At 68.9% G+C, this 22,827-nt stretch carries 23 protein-coding genes; 9 read left to right on the top strand and 14 right to left on the bottom strand.

What is annotated here, in order from left to right; genetic code table 11:
• Positions 1 to 149 precede the first annotated feature (149 nt).
• A complete protein-coding gene (locus tag ACLJO0_RS15850; protein WP_410579262.1) occupies positions 150 to 1,340 on the top strand; it encodes a pentapeptide repeat-containing protein in 1,191 nt (396 codons plus the stop codon).
• A gap of 4 nt (positions 1,341 to 1,344) precedes the next feature.
• Here the strand turns inward: ACLJO0_RS15850 and kstD are convergent, their stop codons facing one another.
• From kstD to ACLJO0_RS15825, 5 genes are all read right to left on the bottom strand, one after another.
• Positions 1,345 to 3,093, bottom strand: coding sequence for a 3-oxosteroid 1-dehydrogenase (gene kstD / locus ACLJO0_RS15845; protein WP_410579261.1), 1,749 nt, complete (start codon positions 3,091 to 3,093; stop codon positions 1,345 to 1,347).
• Between the two features lie 131 nt (positions 3,094 to 3,224).
• Positions 3,225 to 4,262 (bottom strand): LLM class flavin-dependent oxidoreductase, encoded by a 1,038-nt coding sequence (locus ACLJO0_RS15840; RefSeq protein WP_410579260.1) that lies wholly within the window; start codon positions 4,260 to 4,262, stop codon positions 3,225 to 3,227.
• On the bottom strand, positions 4,262 to 4,780 hold the full coding sequence (locus tag ACLJO0_RS15835; protein ID WP_410579259.1) for an SRPBCC family protein: 519 nt from the start codon (positions 4,778 to 4,780) through the stop codon (positions 4,262 to 4,264). The genes ACLJO0_RS15840 and ACLJO0_RS15835 overlap by 1 nt, the downstream gene beginning before the upstream one ends.
• A 48-nt stretch (positions 4,781 to 4,828) precedes the next feature.
• A complete protein-coding gene (locus ACLJO0_RS15830) occupies positions 4,829 to 5,344 on the bottom strand; it encodes a winged helix-turn-helix transcriptional regulator (protein ID WP_396566180.1) in 516 nt (171 codons plus the stop codon).
• Positions 5,345 to 5,404: 60 nt separating this feature from the next.
• Entirely contained in the window at positions 5,405 to 6,328 is a 924-nt protein-coding gene (locus ACLJO0_RS15825) for a tetratricopeptide repeat protein (RefSeq protein ID WP_410579319.1), read from the bottom strand.
• A gap of 435 nt (positions 6,329 to 6,763) precedes the next feature.
• Between ACLJO0_RS15825 and ACLJO0_RS15820 the strand changes: the two genes are divergently transcribed.
• The gene (locus ACLJO0_RS15820; protein ID WP_038515280.1) at positions 6,764 to 7,177 is read left to right on the top strand and encodes an SsgA family sporulation/cell division regulator; all 414 of its coding nucleotides are present in this window, start codon (positions 6,764 to 6,766) and stop codon (positions 7,175 to 7,177) included.
• Between the two features lie 77 nt (positions 7,178 to 7,254).
• Here the strand turns inward: ACLJO0_RS15820 and fgd are convergent, their stop codons facing one another.
• The 5 genes from fgd to ACLJO0_RS15795 all read right to left on the bottom strand — a co-directional run bounded on the left by fgd (position 7,255) and on the right by ACLJO0_RS15795 (position 11,269).
• On the bottom strand, positions 7,255 to 8,259 hold the full coding sequence (gene fgd / locus ACLJO0_RS15815; protein WP_125794774.1) for a glucose-6-phosphate dehydrogenase (coenzyme-F420): 1,005 nt from the start codon (positions 8,257 to 8,259) through the stop codon (positions 7,255 to 7,257).
• A gap of 351 nt (positions 8,260 to 8,610) precedes the next feature.
• Complete coding sequence (locus tag ACLJO0_RS15810) at positions 8,611 to 9,087, bottom strand: DIP1984 family protein (protein WP_410579258.1); 477 nt, start codon at positions 9,085 to 9,087, stop codon at positions 8,611 to 8,613.
• Between the two features lie 43 nt (positions 9,088 to 9,130).
• The gene (locus ACLJO0_RS15805; RefSeq protein WP_410579257.1) at positions 9,131 to 9,547 is read right to left on the bottom strand and encodes a hypothetical protein; all 417 of its coding nucleotides are present in this window, start codon (positions 9,545 to 9,547) and stop codon (positions 9,131 to 9,133) included.
• Positions 9,548 to 9,599: 52 nt separating this feature from the next.
• Positions 9,600 to 10,016, bottom strand: coding sequence for a CBS domain-containing protein (locus ACLJO0_RS15800; RefSeq protein ID WP_410579256.1), 417 nt, complete (start codon positions 10,014 to 10,016; stop codon positions 9,600 to 9,602).
• A gap of 59 nt (positions 10,017 to 10,075) precedes the next feature.
• Positions 10,076 to 11,269 (bottom strand): zinc-dependent alcohol dehydrogenase, encoded by a 1,194-nt coding sequence (locus tag ACLJO0_RS15795; protein ID WP_410579255.1) that lies wholly within the window; start codon positions 11,267 to 11,269, stop codon positions 10,076 to 10,078.
• 89 nt (positions 11,270 to 11,358) lie between these two features.
• Here ACLJO0_RS15795 and ACLJO0_RS15790 point away from each other — a divergent pair, with 89 nt between their 5' ends.
• Complete coding sequence (locus ACLJO0_RS15790; protein ID WP_125794778.1) at positions 11,359 to 11,718, top strand: VOC family protein; 360 nt, start codon at positions 11,359 to 11,361, stop codon at positions 11,716 to 11,718.
• A 98-nt stretch (positions 11,719 to 11,816) separates the two neighbouring features.
• On the opposite strand, the gene ACLJO0_RS15785 is transcribed toward ACLJO0_RS15790, so the two are convergent.
• Positions 11,817 to 12,017, bottom strand: coding sequence for a hypothetical protein (locus ACLJO0_RS15785; RefSeq protein ID WP_410579254.1), 201 nt, complete (start codon positions 12,015 to 12,017; stop codon positions 11,817 to 11,819).
• 135 nt (positions 12,018 to 12,152) lie between these two features.
• Between ACLJO0_RS15785 and ACLJO0_RS15780 the strand changes: the two genes are divergently transcribed.
• On the top strand, positions 12,153 to 12,659 hold the full coding sequence (locus ACLJO0_RS15780) for a GNAT family N-acetyltransferase (RefSeq protein ID WP_370308573.1): 507 nt from the start codon (positions 12,153 to 12,155) through the stop codon (positions 12,657 to 12,659).
• On the opposite strand, the gene ACLJO0_RS15775 is transcribed toward ACLJO0_RS15780, so the two are convergent.
• Positions 12,584 to 13,519 carry a DMT family transporter gene (locus ACLJO0_RS15775; protein WP_410579253.1) on the bottom strand — a complete coding sequence of 312 codons (936 nt, stop codon included), beginning with the start codon at positions 13,517 to 13,519 and terminating at the stop codon, positions 12,584 to 12,586. The two genes, ACLJO0_RS15780 and ACLJO0_RS15775, sit on opposite strands and share 76 nt — an antisense overlap.
• Before the next feature lie 389 nt (positions 13,520 to 13,908).
• Here ACLJO0_RS15775 and ACLJO0_RS15770 point away from each other — a divergent pair, with 389 nt between their 5' ends.
• Positions 13,909 to 16,191 carry a tetratricopeptide repeat protein gene (locus ACLJO0_RS15770; protein WP_410579252.1) on the top strand — a complete coding sequence of 761 codons (2,283 nt, stop codon included), beginning with the start codon at positions 13,909 to 13,911 and terminating at the stop codon, positions 16,189 to 16,191.
• On the opposite strand, the gene ACLJO0_RS15765 is transcribed toward ACLJO0_RS15770, so the two are convergent.
• Positions 16,188 to 17,408 (bottom strand): cytochrome P450 family protein, encoded by a 1,221-nt coding sequence (locus ACLJO0_RS15765; RefSeq protein ID WP_410579251.1) that lies wholly within the window; start codon positions 17,406 to 17,408, stop codon positions 16,188 to 16,190. The genes ACLJO0_RS15770 and ACLJO0_RS15765 overlap by 4 nt on opposite strands.
• Before the next feature lie 140 nt (positions 17,409 to 17,548).
• Here ACLJO0_RS15765 and ACLJO0_RS15760 point away from each other — a divergent pair, with 140 nt between their 5' ends.
• Positions 17,549 to 19,057: a GGDEF domain-containing protein gene (locus ACLJO0_RS15760; protein ID WP_410579250.1), complete on the top strand. Its 1,509-nt coding sequence runs from the start codon at positions 17,549 to 17,551 to the stop codon at positions 19,055 to 19,057.
• A gap of 27 nt (positions 19,058 to 19,084) precedes the next feature.
• On the opposite strand, the gene ACLJO0_RS15755 is transcribed toward ACLJO0_RS15760, so the two are convergent.
• The gene (locus ACLJO0_RS15755) at positions 19,085 to 20,032 is read right to left on the bottom strand and encodes a phosphatase PAP2 family protein (RefSeq protein WP_410579249.1); all 948 of its coding nucleotides are present in this window, start codon (positions 20,030 to 20,032) and stop codon (positions 19,085 to 19,087) included.
• Between the two features lie 110 nt (positions 20,033 to 20,142).
• On the opposite strand from ACLJO0_RS15755, the gene ACLJO0_RS15750 reads away from it, so the two are divergent.
• The 3 genes from ACLJO0_RS15750 to ACLJO0_RS15740 are packed head-to-tail and all read left to right on the top strand — an operon-like array spanning position 20,143 to position 22,738.
• Positions 20,143 to 20,835: a response regulator gene (locus tag ACLJO0_RS15750; RefSeq protein WP_410579248.1), complete on the top strand. Its 693-nt coding sequence runs from the start codon at positions 20,143 to 20,145 to the stop codon at positions 20,833 to 20,835.
• Entirely contained in the window at positions 20,832 to 22,244 is a 1,413-nt protein-coding gene (locus ACLJO0_RS15745) for an ATP-binding protein (RefSeq protein ID WP_410579247.1), read from the top strand. Before ACLJO0_RS15750 ends, ACLJO0_RS15745 begins: the two co-directional genes overlap by 4 nt.
• On the top strand, positions 22,241 to 22,738 hold the full coding sequence (locus ACLJO0_RS15740; protein WP_410579246.1) for a hypothetical protein: 498 nt from the start codon (positions 22,241 to 22,243) through the stop codon (positions 22,736 to 22,738). The genes ACLJO0_RS15745 and ACLJO0_RS15740 overlap by 4 nt, the downstream gene beginning before the upstream one ends.
• Positions 22,739 to 22,827: the final 89 nt, after the last annotated feature.

Here is a 22,827-nt window from a genome sequence, read left to right as displayed (position 1 = left end):
ATTCGCCAGATTCGAAACCGCCCCCACGCTGCGATCATGGTCAGATGGTCGATGATTCCCAGCCTCCGGAGAAGTCTCGAACCCGACCCGCCGAGCCTTCCAACGGGAACCACCGGACCCTGTCGAATCGCACCATCACCCTGTGCGCCGTGATTCTGCTCGTCTTCGCGATCACCGCTTGCTGGGTGCTGTTCTTTCTCTATGGAAAGGGGACCGACGCCGACAAAGCCCGACTGGAAGGCGTGCGCACCGTCGGCACGATCGTGCTCGGAGCAGGTGGCGCCATCGCGTTGCTCCTGGCCGCTCGACGCCAGCAGACCGCGGAGCAGGACCTCCTCACCAAACGTCATGACCTCCAGCTACGGGAGCGGGCCAATGACGACGCTCGCCATGACGCCGCGGAACGGCGGATCAGTGATCTCTATCTGAAGGCAGTCGAGCAGTTGGGAGCAGACAAGGCACCCGTCCGGCTCGCCGGCCTGTACGCGCTCGATCGCCTGGCGCAGGACACCCCTTCGCAACGTCAGATGATCGTCAACGTCATCAGCGCCTATTTGCGGATGCCTTACGAACTGCCTGACAAGCCTCCCGATCCCAGCGCCGAAAAAGAAGTCCATGACGAATATCGAAGTGACATCCAAGAACGCGAGGTACGCACGACCGCCCAGCGCATCCTGACCGATCATCTCGACCCGAACTACCAGGACGGGAACCGGTTCTGGCCGGACATCGATCTGGATCTCAGCGGAGCGCTGTTGATCGACGTCATGTTCCGCGACTGCCGGCTCAACAACGCCCGCTTCTCGAACGCTCGGTTCTGCGGTGACACCTTGTTCATGGGCATCCACTTCGAAGGAGAAACCAGGTTCGACGGCGTCATCTTCACGGGCGACTCCTGGTTCTCGGAAGCCCGGTTCACCGGCAATGTCCGGTTCGACCATGCGTCCTTCGAGGCCATGGCCAGATTCGACGCGGCCACCTTCAAGGGCACCGCCACCTTCCGCGCTGCCTCATTCCTGCGCGAAGCTCGGTTCACGAACACGACGTTCACCGGGAGCGTCGTGTTCAGCAAAGCCACCTTCACCGAAAGTGCGACCTTCGACGACGCCACGTTCTTCGAAGACGCTTACCTGCCAGGTGTGACTTTCGCGCACCGGTCCTACTTCACCGAAGCCGCGTTCGCGGGTGACGCCTGGTTCAACCAGGTGACCTTCAGTAGCTACACCACTTTCGACGGCGCGACGTTCAGCGGTGACATCAGGTTCACCGACTCCACTTTGGACGGCGTTCCCTTCATCCCCTCGCAACTTCAACCACACGAGCCACTCGAGGAGGAATAGGCCCTCAACCCACAGCCTGATCGGCGAGGTCGTTCGCCGCGACATACCCGAAGGTCATCGCCGGCCCGATCGTCGAACCGGCGCCCGCGTAACTGTTGCCCATCACCGCCGCGCTGGCGTTCCCGGCGGCGTACAGGCCGGCGATGACCGAGCCGTCCGCCCGCAGGACCCGCGCCCGCGCGTCGGTGCGCATCCCGCCCTTCGTGCCGAGGTCGCCAGGGACGATCTTGAACGCGTAGAACGGCGGCGCCCAGAGCGGCGCGAGGCACGAGTTCGGCAGGACGTACGGGTCGGTGTAGTAGTGGTCGTAGACACTGGCGCCCCGGCGGAAGTCACTGTCCACACCGGACAGCGCCTGTCCGTTGAACCGGTTGACCGTGGCGCGCAACGCCTGCGGCGGGACACCGATCGCGGTGCCGAGCGACTCCACGGTCCACGCCTTCTTGACCGCGCCCGCCGAGTACCACTCGTCGGGCAAGGGCAGCAGCGGTGCGACGTCACGGAAGAGATACCGGTTGCGGTAGTGCTGGTCGACGACCAGCCACGCCGGGATGGTCGGCGACGTCGGGTTGCGGTCGTACATCGTGTGCACGACGTCGCTGTACGGCGCCGCTTCGTTGACGAATCGCTTGCCCGCCGCGTCCACCATCAGCCCGCCGGGCAGGGTCCGCTCGGCGAGGCAGAAGTACGGTTCGCCGGGCAGCGGGATCGCCGGTCCCCACCAGGCGTCGTCCATCAGGTCCAGTGCGGCTCCGGCACGTTTTCCCGCCAGGATCCCGTCGCCGGTGTTCGACCGGGCACCGACCGTCCACTGTGTACCGATCGGCTGACGCTGGTATTCCGCCCGCATGGCGGCGTTGTGCTCGAACCCGCCCGAGCCGACGATGACACCGCGCCGGGCCTTCACCACGCCCGTCGCGACGGTCACGCCGGTGACCTTCCCGTTCTCGATGACGAGATCGGTCAACGGCGTGTTCAGCCAGACCGGGACACCGGCGCGCTGCAACCCCGCCCGCAGTCCCGCGGCGAGCGACTGGCCCATGGTGAGCGGTTTCTGCCCGGCGAGCGCGGCCGCCGTGCCGCGGGCGAGGCAGGCCGCCGCCACCGCGGCGCCCTTCGGGTTGACCGCGGCCAGCGCGAGCCATTTGTAGTCGGCGCTGAAGACGACCATCCCCGCGGGCGTCGCGAGGTAGGGCGGGTTCAGGTTGGCCAGTTCGGCCCCGAGGATGTTCCCGTCGAGCTGGTCGGGCTCGATCGAGCGGCCGTCCGGCATCCCGCCTGGCAGTTCCGGGTAGTAGTCGCTGTAGCCCTCCATCCACCGGAACCGCAGCGGGCTGTTGGCCATCACGAACGACAGCATCGCCGGGCCGTTGGCGAGGAACGCCTGTTGCCGCGAGGCGGGGATCGACGGGCCGACCACGGCGGCCAAGTACCGTGCGGCCTGCTCCGGGGTGTCGCGGACGCCGGCCGCGGCCAGCACCGCGTTGCACGGAATCCAGATCCCCGCCCCCGAACGGGCGGCCGACCCACCGAATTTCGCCGCTTTCTCCAGCACCACGCAACTGAGTCCGCGTTCGGCCGCGGTCAGCGCGGCGGTCATCCCCGCCGCGCCAGCCCCGACCACGACGACGTCGTATTCACCGAGCACCGCGGCCTCGGCCGACGCCGTCCCGGCGAACGGCAGTCCCGAAGCCAGCGCGATCCCCGTACCGCGCAGCACCTGGCGCCGGGACAGGTGGAAATCGGACCCCATGAATCCTCCTCGCGTGGGGGATCGAGCGAGGTCATGTTCTCCAGCCGACGGCAAAAGTGAAACAAGTTCTACCCGCTTGGAGCAGACGGGAACGGCTTCGCTCGGCCGGTCACCTCAACCGGCGCGGGCATTCAGCCCAGCGCGCGGACCAGGTCCAGCGCGCGGCCGAGGGTGGTGAGCCGATCCGCGACCGTCTCCCCCGCCGGGTACAGCCGGACCGTGTCGACCCCGGCGTCACGCCAGACGCGCAGCCGCCGCGCCACCATCGGCTCGGTGCCGATGAGCGTCGTGCCGAGCACCATCTCGTCGGTCACCAGCGCGGCCGCGCCTTCCCGGTCGCCCGCCTGCCAGCGCTCCCGCACCGCGGCGGCGACTTCGGCCCAGCCTTGCCTGCTGTAGGCGTTGTTGTAGAAGTTCGTCTTCGCCGAACCCATCCCGCCGAGACTGAACGCGAGTTCGCCCTTGCGGCCCGCGATCATCCCGCGCAACTCGTCCTCGTCCGCGGCGAAGGCGACCTCGGCACCTTGGCAGACTTCCAGGTCCGACCGCGACCGGCCCGACTTCTCGAGTCCGGCGTCGAGATGCGAGAAGTAGGCCTCCGCGCCCTCCGGGACGAAACTGGTGCCCAACCAGCCGTCCGCGATCTCGCCGGTCAGTTCCAGCAGCTTCGGCGAGAGCGTCGCCAGGTGGATCGGGATGTCCGGGTTCGGCGCGGCCGACAGCCGCATCGGCCTGCTCTCACCCGGCAGCGGGATCTCGAACTCCCTGCCGGAGAACGAGATCTTCTCCCCCGCGAACGCCTGGCGGATGATCGCGACCGTTTCCCGCATCCGTGTCAGCGGCCGGGCGAACGAAACGCCGTGGAGGCCTTCGATCACCTGCGGCCCCGAAGCGCCGAGTCCGAGGGCGAACCGGCCATCGGAGAGGTCCGACAGCGTCAGCGCGGCCTGCGCGATCGCCACCGGGGTCCGGGTGCCGAGCTGGATGATTCCCGAGCCGAGCCGGATCCGCTCGGTCCGCGCGGCGAGGTAGCCGAGCACGGACGGTGCGTCCGAACCCCACGCCTCAGCGACCCAGCAGTCGTCGAGACCGAGTTTTTCCGCCTCCAGCACGAAGTCCAGCGTTTCCCGCCAGCCGCGCGAGGCCTCGACCGTGGTCGCCGTCCGCATCAGGCGTCGCCGGCCTCTGCCCGCTCCTTGATCGCGGCGAGGGTCCCGGTCATCGCGTTCTCGAACTCGCGCAACCGGACGAAGACGATCTTTTGCTCCTTGTCCGGCATCTGGTCGATGGCCAGCGAAAGCCCGGACCGCCCCGGCCCCATCTGCATCCACTGCCGGAGCTTGGTGCCGCCGTTCTCGGGTTCCAGCGTGAAGCGCCACACCGCGGTCGGCGTCTCGGGATCCTGAACCGCCCAGGCGAAGACACGCGGCGCCTCGCATTCGACGACGTACGAGGTCGTCTCCCATTCGCCGAACGAGTCGTGCTTGCTGTGGCCGACGAACCGCCTGCCGACCATGGCTTCACCGGCCGCGCCATCGCACCATTCGACCGAGCGGACTTCCTGGCTCATCTCCGGCATCAGCCGCACGTCGGACACGATCGACCAGACCCGCTTCGGATCTGCGTCGACCCAGGCCTCGACCTCGACCGTCGGTTTGTCGGCGTACTTGGCGCCCGTCCACTCCATCGTGGTCGCCCTCCCGTGCTCGTGACCTCGATAGTTGCTTAGATGGACTTACGTTGTCAAACCCTCCTGCGCGGCGAAACGGCGCACCACGTCAGGCCGGTTCGCGAGCTTCGGCGGGTAGCCGGGCCCCAGTCGTGCCCGGGTGTTCTCGGCGGTGAGCGGCGTGGCGCAGTGCGCGCAGACGACCTCGGCGTGCGTATCGCGCCCGCAGGTCTCGTGATGGAGGACGATCGGCGGCCCGGCCTCCTCGGCGAGCCAGCGGTCGCCCCAGCGCGACATCGCCGCGAGCACACCGTAGAAATCCGCGCCCTTCTCGGTCAGGACGTAGTCGTAACGGACCGGGTCGGCCTGGTAGGCGCGCTTTTCCAGCAGCCCCTCCCCGACCAGGCGGCGCAGCCGGTCGGCGAGGGTGTTCCGCGCGATACCGAGCTCCTGCTGGAACTCGTCGAACCGGCGGATCCCGTAGAAGGCCTCCCGCAGGACCAGCGGCGTCCACCAGTCGCCGAGCAGGTCCATGGTGCGCGCGATCGAACACGGCCACTGCGCGAACGAAGTCCGTTTCATGCCCGCGAGCCTACGCCCGGCGAAATTGATCCGGTCATTCCTCCACCTATTCTCCGGCGCTCAGGCGCTGGCCCGAAATGTTGCGATCCGGTCAAGAAGATCCCGCGCATTAATGTCGCCCACCCGCCTCCGCACGCTTTCCGACAGCGGCCGCAAACGGTCTCGCGTCCTGGCGGAACGGATTCCGTCCGCGATCTCCATCGCGGCGAGACCGACCTCCGCCGCACGGTCGAGGTCGCCTTCCAGCGCGTGGTCGACCGCGAGCCAGATCATCGTCAGCGACCGGCTGCGCACCATGTCCGGGCCGTAGCCGTCGATGGCCTCGGTGAGCGCGGGGATGGCCTCCCTGCTGTGCCGGACGTCGACGAGCCTGGCGAGTTCGGTGCGCACCGTGCCGATCATCGCGGCGAGGTCGTTGGCCGTGAAGAAGGCGGACCACGACGGGACGGCGTCCCCGGCGGATTCCGCGAACTGTTCCGGGGCAAGGGAAAGCTTGTCCAGCGCCCGGCGCACGTCGCCGAGCAGCGCGTAGGCCCAAGCCTCGTTCGCCGACAGGATCGCCTGCGACAGCGACCTTCCCGCCCGGCGCGCCGCGGCCTGCCCCTGACCGAACTGCTCGAGCGCCTCCGCCGGAGTGCGGTGATGCAGATACATCCGGCCGAGCCGGTAACGGACGTTGGCGACGAGGTCGTCGTTGCCCGCCTCCGCCGCGAGCTCGAGCGCGCGGCGGAAGTGCCGCTCCGCCCGGACAGGACGGCCGGAGTCGAATTCCGTCCAGCCCCTCAGGTTGCGCAGATCCGCGACCACTCCCGCCAGCCGCCGGGCCAGCTGATCGGACATCATTCCCCGTCGCAGCGCCGTGCCGTAGGGCTCGAGCACGCGCAGCAGTTCCCGGCAGGATCCGCCGCCTTCCCGGTAATCGCGTGCCCGGAGCGCGGCGACGACGCCCTCCAGCCGGTCGATGTCGGACTGCCCGACGCGCATCGGCAGCCGGTCGGTCACGGCGACGCTCCTGGTCGGCGCACCGGAATGGCGACGGTGATTCGTACGCCCATTATCGCTCCCTCCCGATCCACAACGATCAAGCTCGTCAAGGTCCAGGACGGAGCCACGCCGATCTCCTGGAATACGCGAGCGACGCACAATGATGCTAACCACGACAAATACCGATGCACTCCGCCGAACGGTTGGCTATTTTCATTCACCGGAATATGCACGTGCGAAATCTCTTTCTTTTGCACGAATGATCGCATTCCCGGCTTGCTCACCCCACGTGCCCGACGGGAACCGTCCGTGAGCACCTGAGACGCAGCTCTCAGCCGAACGTGTGAACCTTGTCAACTCGGGTCACGAAAAGGCTTCACATTGCGTTATCAATAGCTGAAGATCAACTGCAACCGAACGTAAGGGGCTGAAGCGTTGGACAAGGAAAGCGACCTCATCCGGGGGACGATCGTCTTCGGCCTGCGCACTTTCGGTGCGGACCCGCTCCCGGTCCAGGCCGATCTCGAATACGACCCAGAGGATCCCTACGCCGTCGTGGTGGCCTATCACTCGGGCGGCGGGACGGTCCGGTGGATGTTCGGCCGTGACCTCCTCGCGGACGGGCTCCTCACTCCATCGGGTGAGGGCGATGTGATCATCAGCCCGGCGGACGACACCTCGATCGTGATCTTCGCCCTCAGCGCGCCCGACGGCTGCGCGGTCCTCGAAGCCCCGGCACAGGAACTGGCCGAATTCCTCGACCGCACCTACGACGTCGTGCCCGCCGGCTCCGAGCCGGAATGGTTCGACTTCGACCAGGAGATCGGCAAACTCGTCACCGAGTCCTGATCGACGGCGGGGATGCTCGCGAACGCGGCGGGAGCCGGGGGCGGCACCGTCCGCGCGGTACCGCCGCCCGCGCCGGGTCAGCCGAGTTCGCGGAGACCCGGGACGACCTGCTCGGAGAACGAGCGCAGGAACCGCTCCTGATCGTGGCCGGGGCCGTGGAAGACGAGGTGGTTGAAGCCCGCCTCGACGTACGGCTTGATCTGCTCGACGGCGTCGGCCGGGTCGGAGGTGACGATCCAGCGGCGCGCGACCTGCTCGATCGGCAGCGCGTCCGCGGCCTTCTCCATTTCGGCCGGGTCCTCGATGCCCGCCTTCTGCTCCGGCGTCAGCGAGAGCGGCGCCCAGAACCGGGTGTTCTCCAGCGCCTGCGCCGGATCCGGGTCGTAGGACAGCTTGATCTCGATCATCTTGTCGATGTCGCCGGTGCTGCGGCCGACCTGCTCCGCGCCTTCCGCGACCGCGGGCAGCAGCTTCTCGGTGTAGAGCTCCATCCCCTTGCCGCTGGTGCAGATGAAGCCGTCACCCTGTTTGCCGACGTATTTCGCCATCACCGGGCCGCCTGCCGCGATGTAGATCGGCACGCCGCCCTCGGGACGGTCGTAGACGGTGGCGTCGGTGGTCTGGAAGTACTCGCCCTCGAACGTGACGCGCTCTTCCGTCCACAGTTTGCGCATCAGCTCGATCGCCTCGCGCAGCCGCGCGAACCGCTCCTTGAACGCGGGCCACTCGATGCGGGCGACCGCGACTTCGTTGAGGGCCTCGCCGCTGCCGACACCGAGCAGGACGCGGCCCGGGTACAGGCTGCCGAGGGTGCCGAACGCCTGCGCCACCACGGCCGGGTTGTAGCGGAAGGTCGCCGTCAGCACACTGGTGCCGAGAACGACCCGCTCGGTGCGTTCGCCGACCGCCGCCATCCACGCGAACGAGAACGGCGCGTGCCCGCCCTGGTGCCGCCAGGGCTGGAAATGGTCGCTGACCATCACGCTGTCCAGCCCGACCTGCTCGGCGAGCACGGAGTACTCGACGAGGTCGCGCGGGCCGAATTGCTCGGCCGACGCCTTGTAACCGATCTTCAGTGCCATCCGGGGTCACCACCTGGGCTCTTGGATTGTTCCGCTTTTCACCTTGGCACAGAGTCGATCAGGTCCGCCCATGCCTCGACCGAGTGAAGGGTGTCGGGAACACCACTGTGCCGAGGGGAATGCGGTGCGGACCCGCCGGATCGTGGAAAGACCCCGTACCCACCCTCGCCTTCCGGGACCGGCACGTGGTGATGAACTTGCCGTTTGCGCCGTCACCTGTGCGTCGTGCTGGGCGGAGTTGTGATCGGGGAGTCGAACCCCACGCTGCCCGCCACGTGCCAGGAGGTGGGCCGGAGTACCGCCGGCCCTCGGCTTGTGCCCGCTTCCCGGAGGGCTACCTGCTTTCCACGTTCAGTCCAGGAGATCGGTCTCCCAGTTGGTGCGCTGGATCTCGACGTCGACCACGCGGATCTCCCCCGCGACGCGGTCCGCGCGGGACCGCAGTTCCGCGACCGGAAGCGTGGAGAGATACCGGAGTTCGGAGCGGAGCTGGCGGCCGTAGCCGCCCTGGTTGCGACCGGCCGCGGCATCGGCGGCCGCGGTCAGCACACCGTGCCGGAGCCGGAGGACATCGCGGCGCGCGATCGCGTCGGTGATCGTGCCTTCCCCGAGCGGGGTCGCGGCGTTGGTCCGGTTGATCCGCTGGATCAGCGATTCCAGTTCGTCCAAAGCGGTTTCGGCCTCGACGAGCAGGGCGGACGCGTCTTCCGACGGTTCCTCGCCTTCCTGGTGCCGCGCGTTGTCGACGATCCGGGAGCGCAGTGCCTCCACCTTCTTGGTCGCGTCGGCGCGCAAAGCGAGCGCTTCGGCCAGTCTGATCCGGGACATGCCGCGAAGTATCACCAAGATCGACGGCCGCCGCATCACGTTTTCAGCCCGTCAGGGAATGCCTCCGGTACGAGGAGTCCGGCTGGACGAACTCGATGCCGTTCTCGTCGAGCGCGTTGAAGACGGTGAACCGGCCCCGCGGGAAGACGAAACCGAGCGCCACCATGCGTCCGGCCATGTCCCGGCTCCCCGATTGCAGGAGCTCGACGTCCTGCGGTACCTGACCCTCCAAAGCGGACAGTTCCGGGTAGACGTCCTGCCGCCACCGGAGCGGGCTGGGCTCGGCCGGGTCACCCCAGTCCCATGCGGACCTGCCGTACGGGTCGATCGTGTTCCAGGTCAGGGAAAGCTCGTCGAACTTCCAGTGCGTGATCTCCAGCCGTTCGGCACCGAAGTCCACCACCACGGGCGCGTCCGGACCCCGTGCGCCCTCCGGATCGTCTCGAATCCGGAGAGCCACACGGGTGCATAACCTTCGATGTCGAAGAACGCCACCGAAGGAGTATGGCCGGTCAGTCGTAGGACAGCGCTTCCACCAGTTCGCCGCTGTCCGGGTTGGGCAGCGCCCTCGCCACGTCGGCCTGTGCCACGATGCCGACGAGCTTGTGGCCGTCGATCACCGGCAGCCGCCGGACCTTGTGGTTCGCCATGGTGCGCATGATCTCCTCGGCGTCGTCGTCCGCGCCGATCGTCACCGCCTCGCCCTGAGCGAGTTCCGAGGCGTGCAGCGCCCTCGGGTCCTTGCCTTCGGCGAGGACCTTCACCACGATGTCGCGGTCGGTCAGCATGCCCTTGAGCCTGCCGTCCTCGCCGCAGATCGGCAGCGCGCCGACCGACTCGGCGGCCATCTTCTTCGCCGCGTCGAGCACGGTGTCGGACGCCGACACACAGGTCGCACCCGCGGTCATGATGTCTCGTGCCGTGGTCATCCCTTCGCTCCTTCCGTCAGGATCCGCCTACGGATACCCGCCTTCCGCGAGCCGACACCTCAGGCCGCCGACGGTTCGAGGAGGATCTTGACCGCGCCCTCCTGCTTCTTCTGGAAGATCTCGTAGGCGTGCGGCGCCTGCGCCAGCGGCAGCTTGTGCGTCGCGAAGCCCTCGACACCGAGCGGGTCGGCGGGGTCGGCGATCAGCGGCATGATGTCGTCGAGCCAGTGCCGGACGTTGGCCTGCCCCATCCGCAAGGTGATCTGCTTGTCGAAGAGTTCCATCATCGGCAGCGGGTCGACCATGCCGCCGTAGACGCCGCTCAGCGAGATCGTGCCGCCGCGCCGGACACAGTCGATGGCCGCGTACAGCACGCTGAGCCGGTCGATCGCGGCCTTCTCGGTGACCTTCGCGCCGATCGGATCGGGCAGGAGCGCGACGAGATTCTGCGCCAGCCGCCCGACCGGGGCGCCGTGCGCCTCCATCCCGACGGCGTCGATCACCGAGTCCGCTCCCCGGCCACCGGTGGTCTCGCGGATGAGGTCGCCGAGACGCTTGTGCTCCCGCGTGTCGTAGGTGACGACGCCGGTCAAGGCGGCCTTCGCGAGCCGTTCGGGCACCAGGTCGATGCCGATCACCTTGCTCGCGCCCCGGTGTTTCGCGATCCGGCAGCAGAACTGGCCGATCGGGCCGAGCCCGAAGACCACGACCGTGCCGCCTTCGGGGATATCCGCGTAATCGACGGCCTGCCAAGCCGTGGGCACGACGTCGGAGAGGTACACGAACCGCTCGTCCGGCGGCCCGTCCGGCACCTTGATCGGGCCGTAGTGGGCCTGCGGGACCCGCAGGTATTCGGCCTGGCCGCCGGGAACCTGGCCGTAGAGCTTGGTGTAGCCGAGCAAAGCCGCGCCCTTGCCGTGGTCGGTGACCTGCGTGGTCTCGCACTGCGACTGCAGACCGCGGTCGCACATGAAGCAGTGGCCGCAGGAGATGTTGAAGGGAACCACCACCCGGTCACCTGGCTTCAGGTTCGGCACCCCGGAGCCGACCTCTTCGACGACCCCCATCGGCTCGTGCCCGAGAATGTCGCCCTCGTCGATGAAAGCGCCGAGGACCTCGTAAAGATGCAGGTCAGAGCCGCAGATACCGGTCGAGGTGATACGCACGATGGCGTCGGTCGGCTCGACCAGCTTCGGATCCGGGACGGTGTCCACCCGGACATCACGTTTCCCGTGCCAGGTGACGGCCTTCATGGTGCTCCCTTCGGCGAGTGGACCTGTTCTCCGCCGGATGCCCGTCCGCGCATCCGGCAAACCTCGCCGTTCCGTGCCACCGTGGAATCATGCGAACCCGGATGCTCGCCGTCACCGTCGACTGCCGTGAGGCCGAAGCACTGGCCGCGTTCTGGAAGGAAGCACTCGGCTATCCCGAAACCGAACGCTGGACCGACGGCCACGGCGTGACCTATGTCGAGTTGAAGAGCCCGGACGTGCCGAGCCTGCTCTTCCAGCCGGTCCCCGAGGGGAAATCGGGCAAGAACCGGCTGCACCTCGACCTCGCCCCCACCGAACTCGAGCAACGCGAGGAGGTCGCGAGGCTCGTGTCACTCGGCGCCAGGGTCGTCGAGGACCCCGAATCGGATGACTGGGTGGTCATGGCCGACCCGGAGGACAACGAATTCTGCGTGTTGCCGCGGCGTTGAGCAGCGCGGCCCCCAGGGCCTCGGCTGGGTAGTGGGCCGAGGGGAGCCTTCGCCGCGTCTGATGCGGTGAAGGGAGCCTTCGGCCCTCTCCCGCCGGCTCAAGCGGCCTGATCGCCCGCCCGGACCGACGGTTCGGAATGCAGCCCCAGCATTTCCAGCAGCATCCGGCAATCCGTCGCGTCGCGGGCGTTCCTGACGACCGCTTCGCTCGCCTTGCGCAGCACCGCGGCCCGCACGGCCGTCTGGCCGCCGTCGGCCAGTTCTTCCACCGGACGAAGTCCCTCGATCGGGTTCCCCATGACCCACCTCCACCTTCCCTTTCGTTGATACCTGATCCGGGCCGGGAAGACACCCTCTCTCCGTGCTGTTCCGGCGGCGCCCCCGCCGATTTCTCCCTAGACTGGCGCCATTCGTACGAGCGGACGGAGCGGGAACTGACCACCGAGTTGCGCGGGGAGATCGTGACGCTGACCCCGGTCACCGAAGCCCACGTCGCCGATTTGCGGCGGATCCGCGGCACCGCCGAGGTCGGGGCTCGCTGGGGTTCGGTCGACGACTCCCCCACCTGGCCGTTCGACGACCCCACGACGGCCTGCTTCACCGTCCTCGAGGAAGGCGTCGTCCGCGGTTTCGTCCAGTACGGCGAGGAGGAGGACCCGATGTACCGGCACGCGTCGGTCGACCTGTTCCTCGATCCGGCCGCGCACGGCCGCGGGCTGGGCACGGACACCGTCCGCACGATGGCCCGCCACCTGCTGCACGATCGCGGGCACCACCGGCTGGTGATCGATCCCGCCGTGGACAACGACGCCGCCATCCGCTGCTACAAGGCCGTCGGCTTCCGCGAGGTCGGGGTGATGCGCGGCTACGAACGCGACACCGACGGCGACGGCTGGCACGACGGGCTGTTGATGGATTTGCTCGCCGAAGACCTCACGTAACGCGTCAGGGCGACTCCGAGCAGCACCACCGCCATCCCGGCGAGCACCCGCGGGCCGAGGTCCTCGCCGAGCACGATCGCGCCCAGCGCGACCGAGACGACCGGCAGCAGGTAGCCGACGGTCGCCGCGGAGGTGGCGCCTTCGTCGGCGATGAGCCGGTAGTTGAGGTAGAACGTGACGCCGGTGCCGAAGATGCCGAGGACGACGACGGCGATCAGCGCGGTCACGTTCAGCGGTCCGGCCGGTGCCGCGTCGAACGGCAGCGCGAGTGCGCTCAACCCGGTGGCGGTCAGCAGTTGCGCGGCGGAGATCGCGATCGGGCCGCCTTCGCCAACGAGTTTCCGTCCCATGTAAGCGAAAGCGATGGCGTAGCTGATGCCGGCGCCGAGCAGGGCCAGTGTCCCCCAGCCGAACAGGCCGCTTTTCTGCCAGGGCGCGAAGATCAGCAGGATGCCGCTGAAACCGAGGATCAGACCGCCCATCCGGGACACGGTGATCCGGCGTTCGGTGCCGATCCCGATGCCGATCAGCAACGACCACAACGGGGTCGTCGCGTTCATCACCCCCGCGATACCGGAGTCGACGGTCAGTTCACCGATGCTGAACAACGCGAACGGCAAGGCGTTGCAGAAGAAGGCGGCGACGAGGAGCCTGCCCCAGATCCGGCGACCGCGCGGGAGGCGTTGCCCGGCCCAGCGGCTCAGCACGAGAAGGACGGCCGCGCCGAGGGCGCAGCGGATGACGGTGAGCTGAACGGGCGGAAGCCCGGTCAGCGCGAGTTTGATCCAGAGGAACCCCGATCCCCACAACAGGGCGAGAACACCCATCCGGACCAGGGTTCCCGGCGCGCCGATGCTCACTTGATTCCTTTCGCCGGGCCGCTTCGATACCTCTCCAAGCTGCCTCGGACGACTCGTCAGGACAAGTGAAAAGATCTACACCGACGTTAAGCGTTCCTACATGTTCCGAAGGGTCCCGGCCGTGGCCGCCGGGAAAGGCGGCCACGACCGGTTTCCGAGGAGATCAGTACTCGCCCGGTTGTTCGCAAGGCGGAACAGGGCCTGCTCACATTTCGCGGTCGCGCATGATCCACCTCCCTTTCGACTGGCGCACCGGTGGGGACGGGCGCGTTCTCGCTCAGTTTGCGGGCTGTCTTCGAACCTCCGCACACCCGGTGTCCGTGTTGTGACCCGGACAATGGGAAGGTTGTGGCACGATCTGCCGCGAAGCGGGGAGAAAGGTGCTTCTGGTGACCGAGAATTCCGGCTCCGCCAGATCCGGCGAGACCGGGAAAGCACGCGCGGAACCGAGACCGGTTTCCACGGCCGCGCTGACGTTCGGGCGCGCACTGCGGCAGCGGAGGCAGGACGTCGGACTGGCGTTGCGCGATCTCCAGAAACTCGCCTATGTCGACAAAAGTCTGATCAGCCGGGTCGAACGCGGCCTCACCCCGCCGAGCGCGGAATTCGCCGCGGCCTGCGATCGCGCGCTGGGGGCGGGCGGGACGCTGATCGTGCTCGCCGAAGCCGCCCGCGCCGAACCGTATGTGCACCTTCCTCCGCCGCCGGGCCATTTCGTCGGCCGTGAAGAACATTTCGCCCTGCTCGACGAAAAAGTGTTCACCGAAGCGGCCAAAGTGGTCTTCGTCGCCGGGCCGCCCGGCGTCGGGAAGACCGCGCTCGTCCTGCATTGGGCGAACCGGCGCCAGGAGGAATTCGACAGCGTCCTCTGGTCGGATCTGCGCGGTTACGCGGCGGGCTCCCCCGCGCAACCCGCCGACATCCTCGACGACCTCCTGCGCTGCCTCGGTGTCCGCCCCGACCGCATCCCCGCCGAGGAGCACATGCGGCTCGCGCTGCTGCGCGGCCTGTTGCGCGGTCAGCGCACGCTCGTCGTGCTCGACAACGCCCTCGACTCGCAGCACGTGCGGCTGGTGCTGCCCGGCACGCCGGACACCACCGTGCTGATCACCAGCAGACGGCGGCTGTCCGGACTGGTCGTCGGCAGCGGCGCGGTCCAGGTTTCCTTGGAGCCACTGGAAGAACTGGAAGCGACGCGGCTCATGGCCGACCTCATCGGCGACGAACGCGCGGCGGGCGATCCCGAAGGCGTCGGCAGGCTCGTCCGGCTGTGCGCGGCGCTGCCGCTCGCGGTGAACATCGCCGCCGAACGGGTCGCCACGCATCCGCATCAGAGCGTCGGCGATCTCGCCCGCGAGCTCGTCGCCGAGGGGCGGCGGCTGGAACTGCTCGCGGTCGACGACGACGCGGTCGGCGTCCGGGCCGCGTTCAGCTGGTCCTACCGCGCGCTGGAGGCCGACACCGCCCGCATGTTCAGGCTGCTCGGCCTCCACCCCGGCCCGCGGTTCACCGCGAGTGCGGCGGCCGCGCTCGCCGGGCTGCCCGGACACGACGCGCGCCGGCTTCTCGACCAACTCGTGCACGCCCATCTCGTCCAGCAGATCGGCGCGCAGTACTACCGCTTCCACGACTTGCTTCGCGTCTACGCCGCCGAAGAGGCCGCAGCCGGGCAATGGCGGGACGAGCGGCAAGCGGCGGTCTCCCGGCTGACCCACTGGTACCTCCACGCGGCCAACGCGGCGAGCTGGACGCTGACCCCGGCCCGTGACCACCACGTCGACCTGGGTCCCGCGCCCGAAGGCGTCGAGCCGCTCCGGTTCGCCACCTTCGACGAGGCCTACATCTGGTGCGCGTCGGAGATGCCGAGCATCACCGGCGTCGCGCGGCTGGCGCTGGACCACGGGTTGTACGAGATCGGCTGGCGGCTGCCGGTGGAACTGTTCGACTACCACCTGCTCGGCAGGCCGTGGCAGACGTGGATCTCCAGCCACCAGGTCGCGATCGAGTCCGCGAAGGCGGGCGACGACCTCGGCGGGCTGGCGTGGTCGGCGATCAACCTCGCCGAGGCGCACCGGCGGCGCGGCGACCTCGACCGCGCGCACGAACTGTTCGGCCAGGCCGTCGAAATCTCCGATGAGATCGGCGAGAACCCGAGCCTCGGCTGGGCACTGGTCGGGCTCGGGAACATCGCGCACGAACGCGAGGACTACGCCGAAGCCGTGCGGCTGGCCGAAAAGAGCGTCGAGGTGAACGCGCGGATCGGCTACCGGCTCGGCGAAGCGACCGCGCGGGTCCACCTCGGCCGCGCGTACCGCGATCTCGGCGAACGCGACCTCGCCCTCGACCATGGTCGCCGCGCCTTCGAGGCGTACGCGAAAGACGCGGACCAGCACGGCATGGGTTTCGCGCTGGTGCCGCTCGCCAGGACCAGCCGCCGGTTCGGCGATCTGGACCAGGCGCTCGCGTACTGCGAGCAGGCACTGACCGCCTACCGGAACTGCGGCGACGTCTGGGGGCAGGCCGACGCGCTCGACGAACGCGGCTGCGCGCTGGCCGCGCGGGGGCGGGCCGATGAGGCCATGACCGCCTGGCGCGACGCGCTCCAGCTCGTCATGGATCTCGACGACCGGAAGGCGAGCGTGCTGCGGGGCCGCCTCGAAGGCGCGGTTTAGAGCTTCACCGGCAGGTTGTGCAGGCCGCGGGTGATCGCGCTCGGCCACCACACGAGCCGGGCTTCCGGCACGGTCAGCGTCATCGACGGCGCGCGGCCGAACAGCGTCTCCAGGGCCGCGGACGCCTGCATGCGCGCGAGCGCGGCGCCGATGCAGATATGCGGGCCGACGCCGAAGGCCACGTGCCGCACCGGCCGCTCGCCAGGGCGGAAGGCGAGCGGTTCGGGGTGGACCTCCGGATCGCGGTTGGCCGCCAGCAACGACAACAGGATCGGATCGCCCGCTTCCATCCGCTGTCCGGCGAGTTCCATCGGCTCGGTGACGAACCGCCAGCTGGTGTTCTGCAGCGGGGTGTCGCGGCGCAGGACCTCCTCGATGACGAGCGTCAGATACGAGCCGTCGGCGCGGGCGCGGGCCGCCTCCTCCGGATGTGTGATGAGGGTCAGCGCGGTGGACGCGATGAGGCTGATCGTCGTCTCGTGCCCGGCGATCAAGGAGAGGAACGCCGTCGCGGCGACCTCGTCGTCGGTCAGCTTCCCGGCGGATTCCTGCGTGAGCAGGTCGCTGATCAGGTCCGCCCCGGGTTCGGCGCGTTTGCGGGCGACGACGTCGGCGAGCAACGCGTCCAGATCGTCGGTCGCCTTGAGCATCGACGCCATGTCGGTGACGTCACCGGCGGCGACCACCAGCGCCGGCGGGCGGACCTCGTCCAGCAGGGTGTCCGGGATGCCGATCAGCTCGCAGATCGACCGGATTCCCAGCGGGTACGCGAAATCTTCGACGAGGTCGCCCTCGCCCCTGTCCAGGATCGGGTCCAGCAGTTCGTTCGCGAGCCGATGCGTGCGGTCGCGCATGTGCTGCAGCCGCCGCGGGCCGAACGCGCCGGCGCAGGCCTTGCGCAGCCGCGCGTGCTCCTCGCCCTCGAAGTTGTTCATATGCCCGATGAGCGACGGCCGGTGGTCGGCGGGCAGGCCCAGATTGGCCTTGCGCCAGTGTTCCGCCGCGACGGACGGGCATTTGGACAACCGGGGATCGGCCATCGCGGAGACGACGTCCGCGTGCCTGGTCAGCAGCCAGGTCCAGGTGTCGCCGGGGAGCGGGAGCCGGAACGCCGGGGCGTTCGCCCTGAGCCATTCGTATGCGGGCGAGGGATCCCTGTCGAATTCCGGGCCGAACATCACGGGGACCGCGGCTTCGTCGTATGCGGCATCAGGCATACGAGTCACCATGCCAGCTTGTGGCGGTATCGCGTCCGGCGAACGCAGGCATCGGCCTGTCTCACGCGATCGTCAACGCGGTCCCCCTGTCACCCCCTCGCGGTGACCCAGCAAGATCGAGCGGGTGCGGTGTGTGACGGATGGAGGTGACCCTCGTCAGCGAGTTCGCCGAGCACGACCGTGACCCGGTCTCGGAGCGCCCGCGGGGTTCGCTCCGGGGTTTCGCCGACACCGTCGGCCTCGCCGCTGCCCGCGTCTGGCGGCTGCGTGGTCGCGCCTGGAACACCCTGCGGCATCCGGCGGGTTGGGAACTGTGGCGTCTGCCGCCCGCGGCGGTCTTCTGGATGCTCGGCACCGAGATCGCGGTCGCCGTCTGGGCCCTGCACAGCGGTTTCAAGGACTCCGTCACCGCCACGGACCTCGTCCGTTTCGGCGTGATCGCGGGCTGCACGATCTGGTATCTCGTCCAGACGCAGCATCCAGAGGAACAGCGCCGCGCCGACGACCGGCGCGGCGAGCACATCGACCAGACCGCCGTCTGGCTGGGCAGCGCGGCCGTCCTGCTGCCGCCCACGTTGTCGCTCGTGCTGCTGCTGATGGTGCGCGTGCAGCGCTACTCCATCGCGCACAAGGCGATGACGACGTTCCTCTTCACCACCGCCGCGCACGCCGTGTCCATCCTGGGCGTGCACACGATCACCGAACTGACGTCACTGCACGCCTGGCTCGCGTCGGGCACGCTCCCCCAGCGGGCCGAGGACATCGTGATGGCCGCCGTCGCGCTGGTGGGCGCCGCGCTCTGGTACTTCGCGTCGCAAACCCTCCTGATCAGCATCGCGCGTGGCCTGGCGTGGGGCGGCTGGCGGCGGCAGAAGCTGATCGGCAGCTGGGCCGACAACGCGGACTTCGTCTACGCGCTGCAACTGGCCGCGTGCACCACGATCCTCGGCGCGGTCAACATCGCGCTGGTGCCGCTGGTGATGATCGGTGTCGCGTTGCGCTCGACCCGGCTCTCGCAGGCGCTGGCGGACACGATCGCGCGCAGCCAGCGTGACCGGAAGACCGGGCTGCTGACCGAGGACTCCTTCCACGCCCCGGCCGCCCTGCGGCTGCTCGAAGACCAGACCGAACGGCGGCCGACCGCGTTCCTGATGCTGGACCTCGACCACTTCAAGCAGTGGAACGACAAGTACGGGCATTCCGGCGGCGACATCGTGCTCGGCTGCGTCAGCGCCGTGCTGCGGCAGAACACCCGCGCCACCGACGTCGTCGGGCGGTGGGGTGGCGAGGAGTTCGCGGTACTGCTGCCGGACACGACCCGCGAGGAGGCGATGCGGATCGCCGACCGGATCCGGGAGGCCGTCGCGAAGACCGCCATCACCGGCCTGACCGAACTCGCCAGCGGGCACGCCACCAACGAACCCCGCGCGGTGGGGCCGATCCTCGGCTGCACCGTGTCGATCGGTGTCGGCCTCTCGCCCGAGCACTCGACGGACTACGGCGAGCTCTTCCGTGCGGCCGACTCCGCGATGTACCAAGCGAAACGGAACGGGCGCAACCGCGTCGTCATGGCGCCTTCCGAGCACGCGAGTCTCGTCCCTGAACACGCGCCGATGTCACGTATGGGGCCGACCCGGCCCCATACGTGACATTCGGGAGCACCCCGACGACCCACGTCAGCGGCGGGTCACGAGGCGAGTCTCGAGCAGGTCGTCGACCACACGGGTCTCCACGCCGGTCCGCCGTTCGAACGCGGATCCGCGCAACGGCCACAACGCGACCAGCACGATGCCCACCGCGGCGAGGGCGGCCAGCACCAGCGCGGCGACGAACTGGGCGGCGCCGTCGGTCGCCGTGCTCAGCACCGCGAAGCCGATCAGGACGATCCCGGTGGGCAGCACCGTGGCCAGCGCCACCAGCGCGGCGGGGGTGCGGCGCAGGTCCCGGCGCCGGGTGGTGAGCCAGGCGGCGAGGAGGCAGGCGAACGACGCGCCCAGCAGACAGGCGCCCGCCGTGTCACTGAGCCGGTGCCAGCCCAGCGCGACGGTCGACGACGCGACCCAGGCGACGGCGACCCCGCCGATTCCGATGATCACCGGGCGGAACCGTTGGGGCAGAACGAAAGCGAGGGCCATCAGAATGGCCATGGCGGCGCTGACGTGTCCGCTCGGGAAACTGTTGTGACCCGGTCCGCGGCCGCCGTCGGGCAGTTCGGGCCGGACGAGGACGTAGAGCTTGAGCAACTGCGCGGCGACGAGCGGGAGCACGAGCACGCTCAGCGCGGGGATCAGGAGGCCGGGTTTGCGCCGGATCAGCGCCAGACCGACGAGCACGATCCCGGCGGCGCCGATGACGAGCACCATGTCCTGGTCGCGCAGCGGTCCCGCCCAGTCCATTGTGGACCACTGACCGGACTGCGCGCTGCGGACGACGCCGTTTTCGGCGAGCTGCCCGGCCGACGTGTGCACGAAGAGCACGTAGGTCACGACGAACGCGGCGGCCAGTCCCAGTCCGGCGGCGAGCTGGAACACGGCCCTGGACAGGGTGCGCCTTGGCTCGGCGTGCCGTCCCGGCAGCGGGCGGTGGGCGGGGGTCGGCTTCGCTTCGTGGGTGAGTAGGGCCATGTGTCTCACTGTCCCCACGCCGTTTAGCCGGGAGGTCCGGACAATGTCATGGTTCTGCTACAAGATCGAGCCGAGTCGCACACGCGCGGCGATATCCGAATAATGGCGGCGTGGCAAGTGTCCTTTTGATCGAAGACGACGCGTCCGTCCGGGAGGGGCTGGAACTCGCGCTGCGCCGGCAGGCGCATACCGTCCACACCGCCGAGAGCGGTGAGCTCGGGCTGGAGAAACTGCGGGTGTTCCAGCCCGACATCGTCGTGCTGGACCTGATGCTCCCCGGGATCGACGGCTTCGAGACCTGCCGCCGCATCCGTTCGGCCGGTGAGGTGCCGATCATCATGCTCACCGCCCGCAGCGACGACTTCGACATCGTGGCCGGCCTGGAGGCGGGCGCCGACGACTACGTGACCAAGCCGATCGAACCCCGCGTGCTCGACGCGCGGATCCGGGCCGTGCTGCGGCGCGCGGTGAGCGAAAAACCCGCGAACGAGGACGAACCCGGCGGGGAACGGCACGGCCGTCTGGTCATCGACCGGGCCGGGCTGGTGGTCACGAAGAACGGCGAGCCGGTCTCGCTGACCCCGACCGAGCTGAAACTGCTGCTGGAGCTCTCGCGCACGCCGGGGCAGGTCTACAGCCGCCAGCAGATCCTCTCCGCCGTCTGGGATCACGACTACCTCGGCGACTCCCGGCTGGTCGACGCCTGTGTCCAGCGGCTGCGCGCGAAGATCGAAGACGTGCCCGCGAAACCCGCACACGTCCAGACCGTCCGTGGCTTCGGGTACCGATTCGGCCGTTCATGAGGCTGCTCTCCGGGCTGCGGCCCCGGCTCATCCTGGCCTTCGCGGCGATGACGATCATCGGGGCGGCGGCCACGGCGGGGGTCAGCTACGTCTCGGCGAGGAACGCGATCCTCAAATCCGTCCAGGACGCGGCGATGGACCAGCTGAAGGACCGGGTCAGCTCCTACAGCCGCCCGTTGTCCACGCCGCCGACACAGGAGCAGCTCAACGACTTCGCGGGCAGCCTGCGGTTGAACGCGGTCGCGGTCTACCGGAACCTGCGGTCGGTCAACGGCCCGGATCTGACCACTTTCTCCCCCGAGCTGCGGCAGAGCATCGCGAACAACACCCGGATCCAGTTCCAGCGCCGGAACCGCGACGCCAGCCCGGAGCTCCTGGTCGGCCTGCCGGTGCTGGTGCGGCAACCGGACGGGTCGATGGGGCCCAGCGGCGTCGAGGTGTACTCGCTCACGTCGCTCGTCCAGCAGCAAAAGGCGATCGAAGAACTCGCGAGATCCGCCTGGCAGACGGCCGCGCTCGTGCTGCCGCTGGCCGCCGCGCTCGCCCTGCTCGCGGCGAGACAGGTGCTGCGGCCGGTCCGGGCGCTCAACACCGCCGCCGCCCAGCTCGGCGAAGGCAGGCTCGACGTCCGGCTGCCCGCCAAGGGATCCGACGAGCTGGCCGAACTGGTCACCACCTTCAACAACACCGCCGCCGAGCTGGAACGCACGGTCGGCGAGCTGAGAGCCATGGAGGCCGACGCGCGCCGGTTCGTCGCCGACGTCTCGCACGAGCTCCGCACGCCGCTCGCGGCGATGAACGCGGTCACCGATGTCCTGGACGAGGACGCGGAGACGCTGCCGCCGGACACCGCCGTCGCGGCGCGGCTGGTCTCGGGCGAGACCCGCAGGCTGACCCGGCTCGTCCAGGACCTGGTGGAGATCTCCCGGTTCGACGCGGGCCGTGCCGAACTCGTGCTCGACGAGTGGGATCTCGCGACGGCGATCCGGGACAGCCTCGACGCGCGCGGCTGGCGCGACGACGAAGACCTGGTCACCGACCTGCCGGAAGGCGTTCTCGCCCGCGTGGACCGGCGGCGGCTCGACCTCATCGTGGCCAACCTCGTCGGCAACGCGTTCCGGCACGGCGCGGCCCCGGTCGAAGTCCGCCTGCGCGCCGGCGACGACGACGTCACCCTGGAGGTCGAAGATCACGGGCCGGGGATCGATCCCGAGGTCCTGCCGCATGTGTTCGACCGGTTCACCAAGGCCGACACCGCCCGCGCCCGCTCCGAGGGCAGCGGGCTGGGACTGGCGATCGCGCTCGAGAACGCCCGCCTGCACGGCGGTGACCTCACCGCCGCCGACACCGGGCACGGCGCCCGGTTCGTCCTGCGCCTGCCGCACCGGACCGAAGGAGGCACGCGATGAGAAGGATCCGGGTGCTGCCCGCTCTCGCGGCCGCGGCGCTGGTGGCGGCCTGCGGCGTCCAGCCGACCGGCGTCGTCCCGGCCGGCCCGGGGCCGTCGATCCGCGCCACCACGGGGACGAACGTCGTCAACGGTCTGACGCTGTACTTCGTCTCCGACGGCCGCGTCATCCCGGTGACACGGCCCACCGAAGGTTTCATCTCCCCCGAAGGCGCGCTCACGCTGCTGCTGAAGGGACCGACGGAACGGGAAGCCGCGCAGGGGCTCACCACGTTCGTCCCGGCGGAGGTGGGGCGGGTCGAGGTGTACTCGGGCGATCCGACCGCCATCGTGCTGCCGTTCAGTATGCGAAAACTGTCGAATCAGGCCATCAACCAGCTGGTCTGCACCACGATCGCGGCTTCGGCTGCGACCACGCGGGCTCCGAGCTCCCCGGGAGTGAACGTGACCTCGCCGGACGGGGACATGTACTTCCAGTCGTGCAAAGCGGACTGAATTCGTCACTCACGGTGGTCACATAAAAGCACTTCTTGTGTCTGTACGGCCGTGAGCCTCTTTTGGTTCAACGATCAAGGTAACTGTGG

The sequence above is a fragment of the Amycolatopsis sp. lyj-108 genome, assembly GCF_046549005.1.
In the GTDB taxonomy this organism is placed as follows: Bacteria; Actinomycetota; Actinomycetes; order Mycobacteriales; family Pseudonocardiaceae; genus Amycolatopsis.
This window is presented reverse-complemented; position numbering and strand designations above follow the sequence as displayed.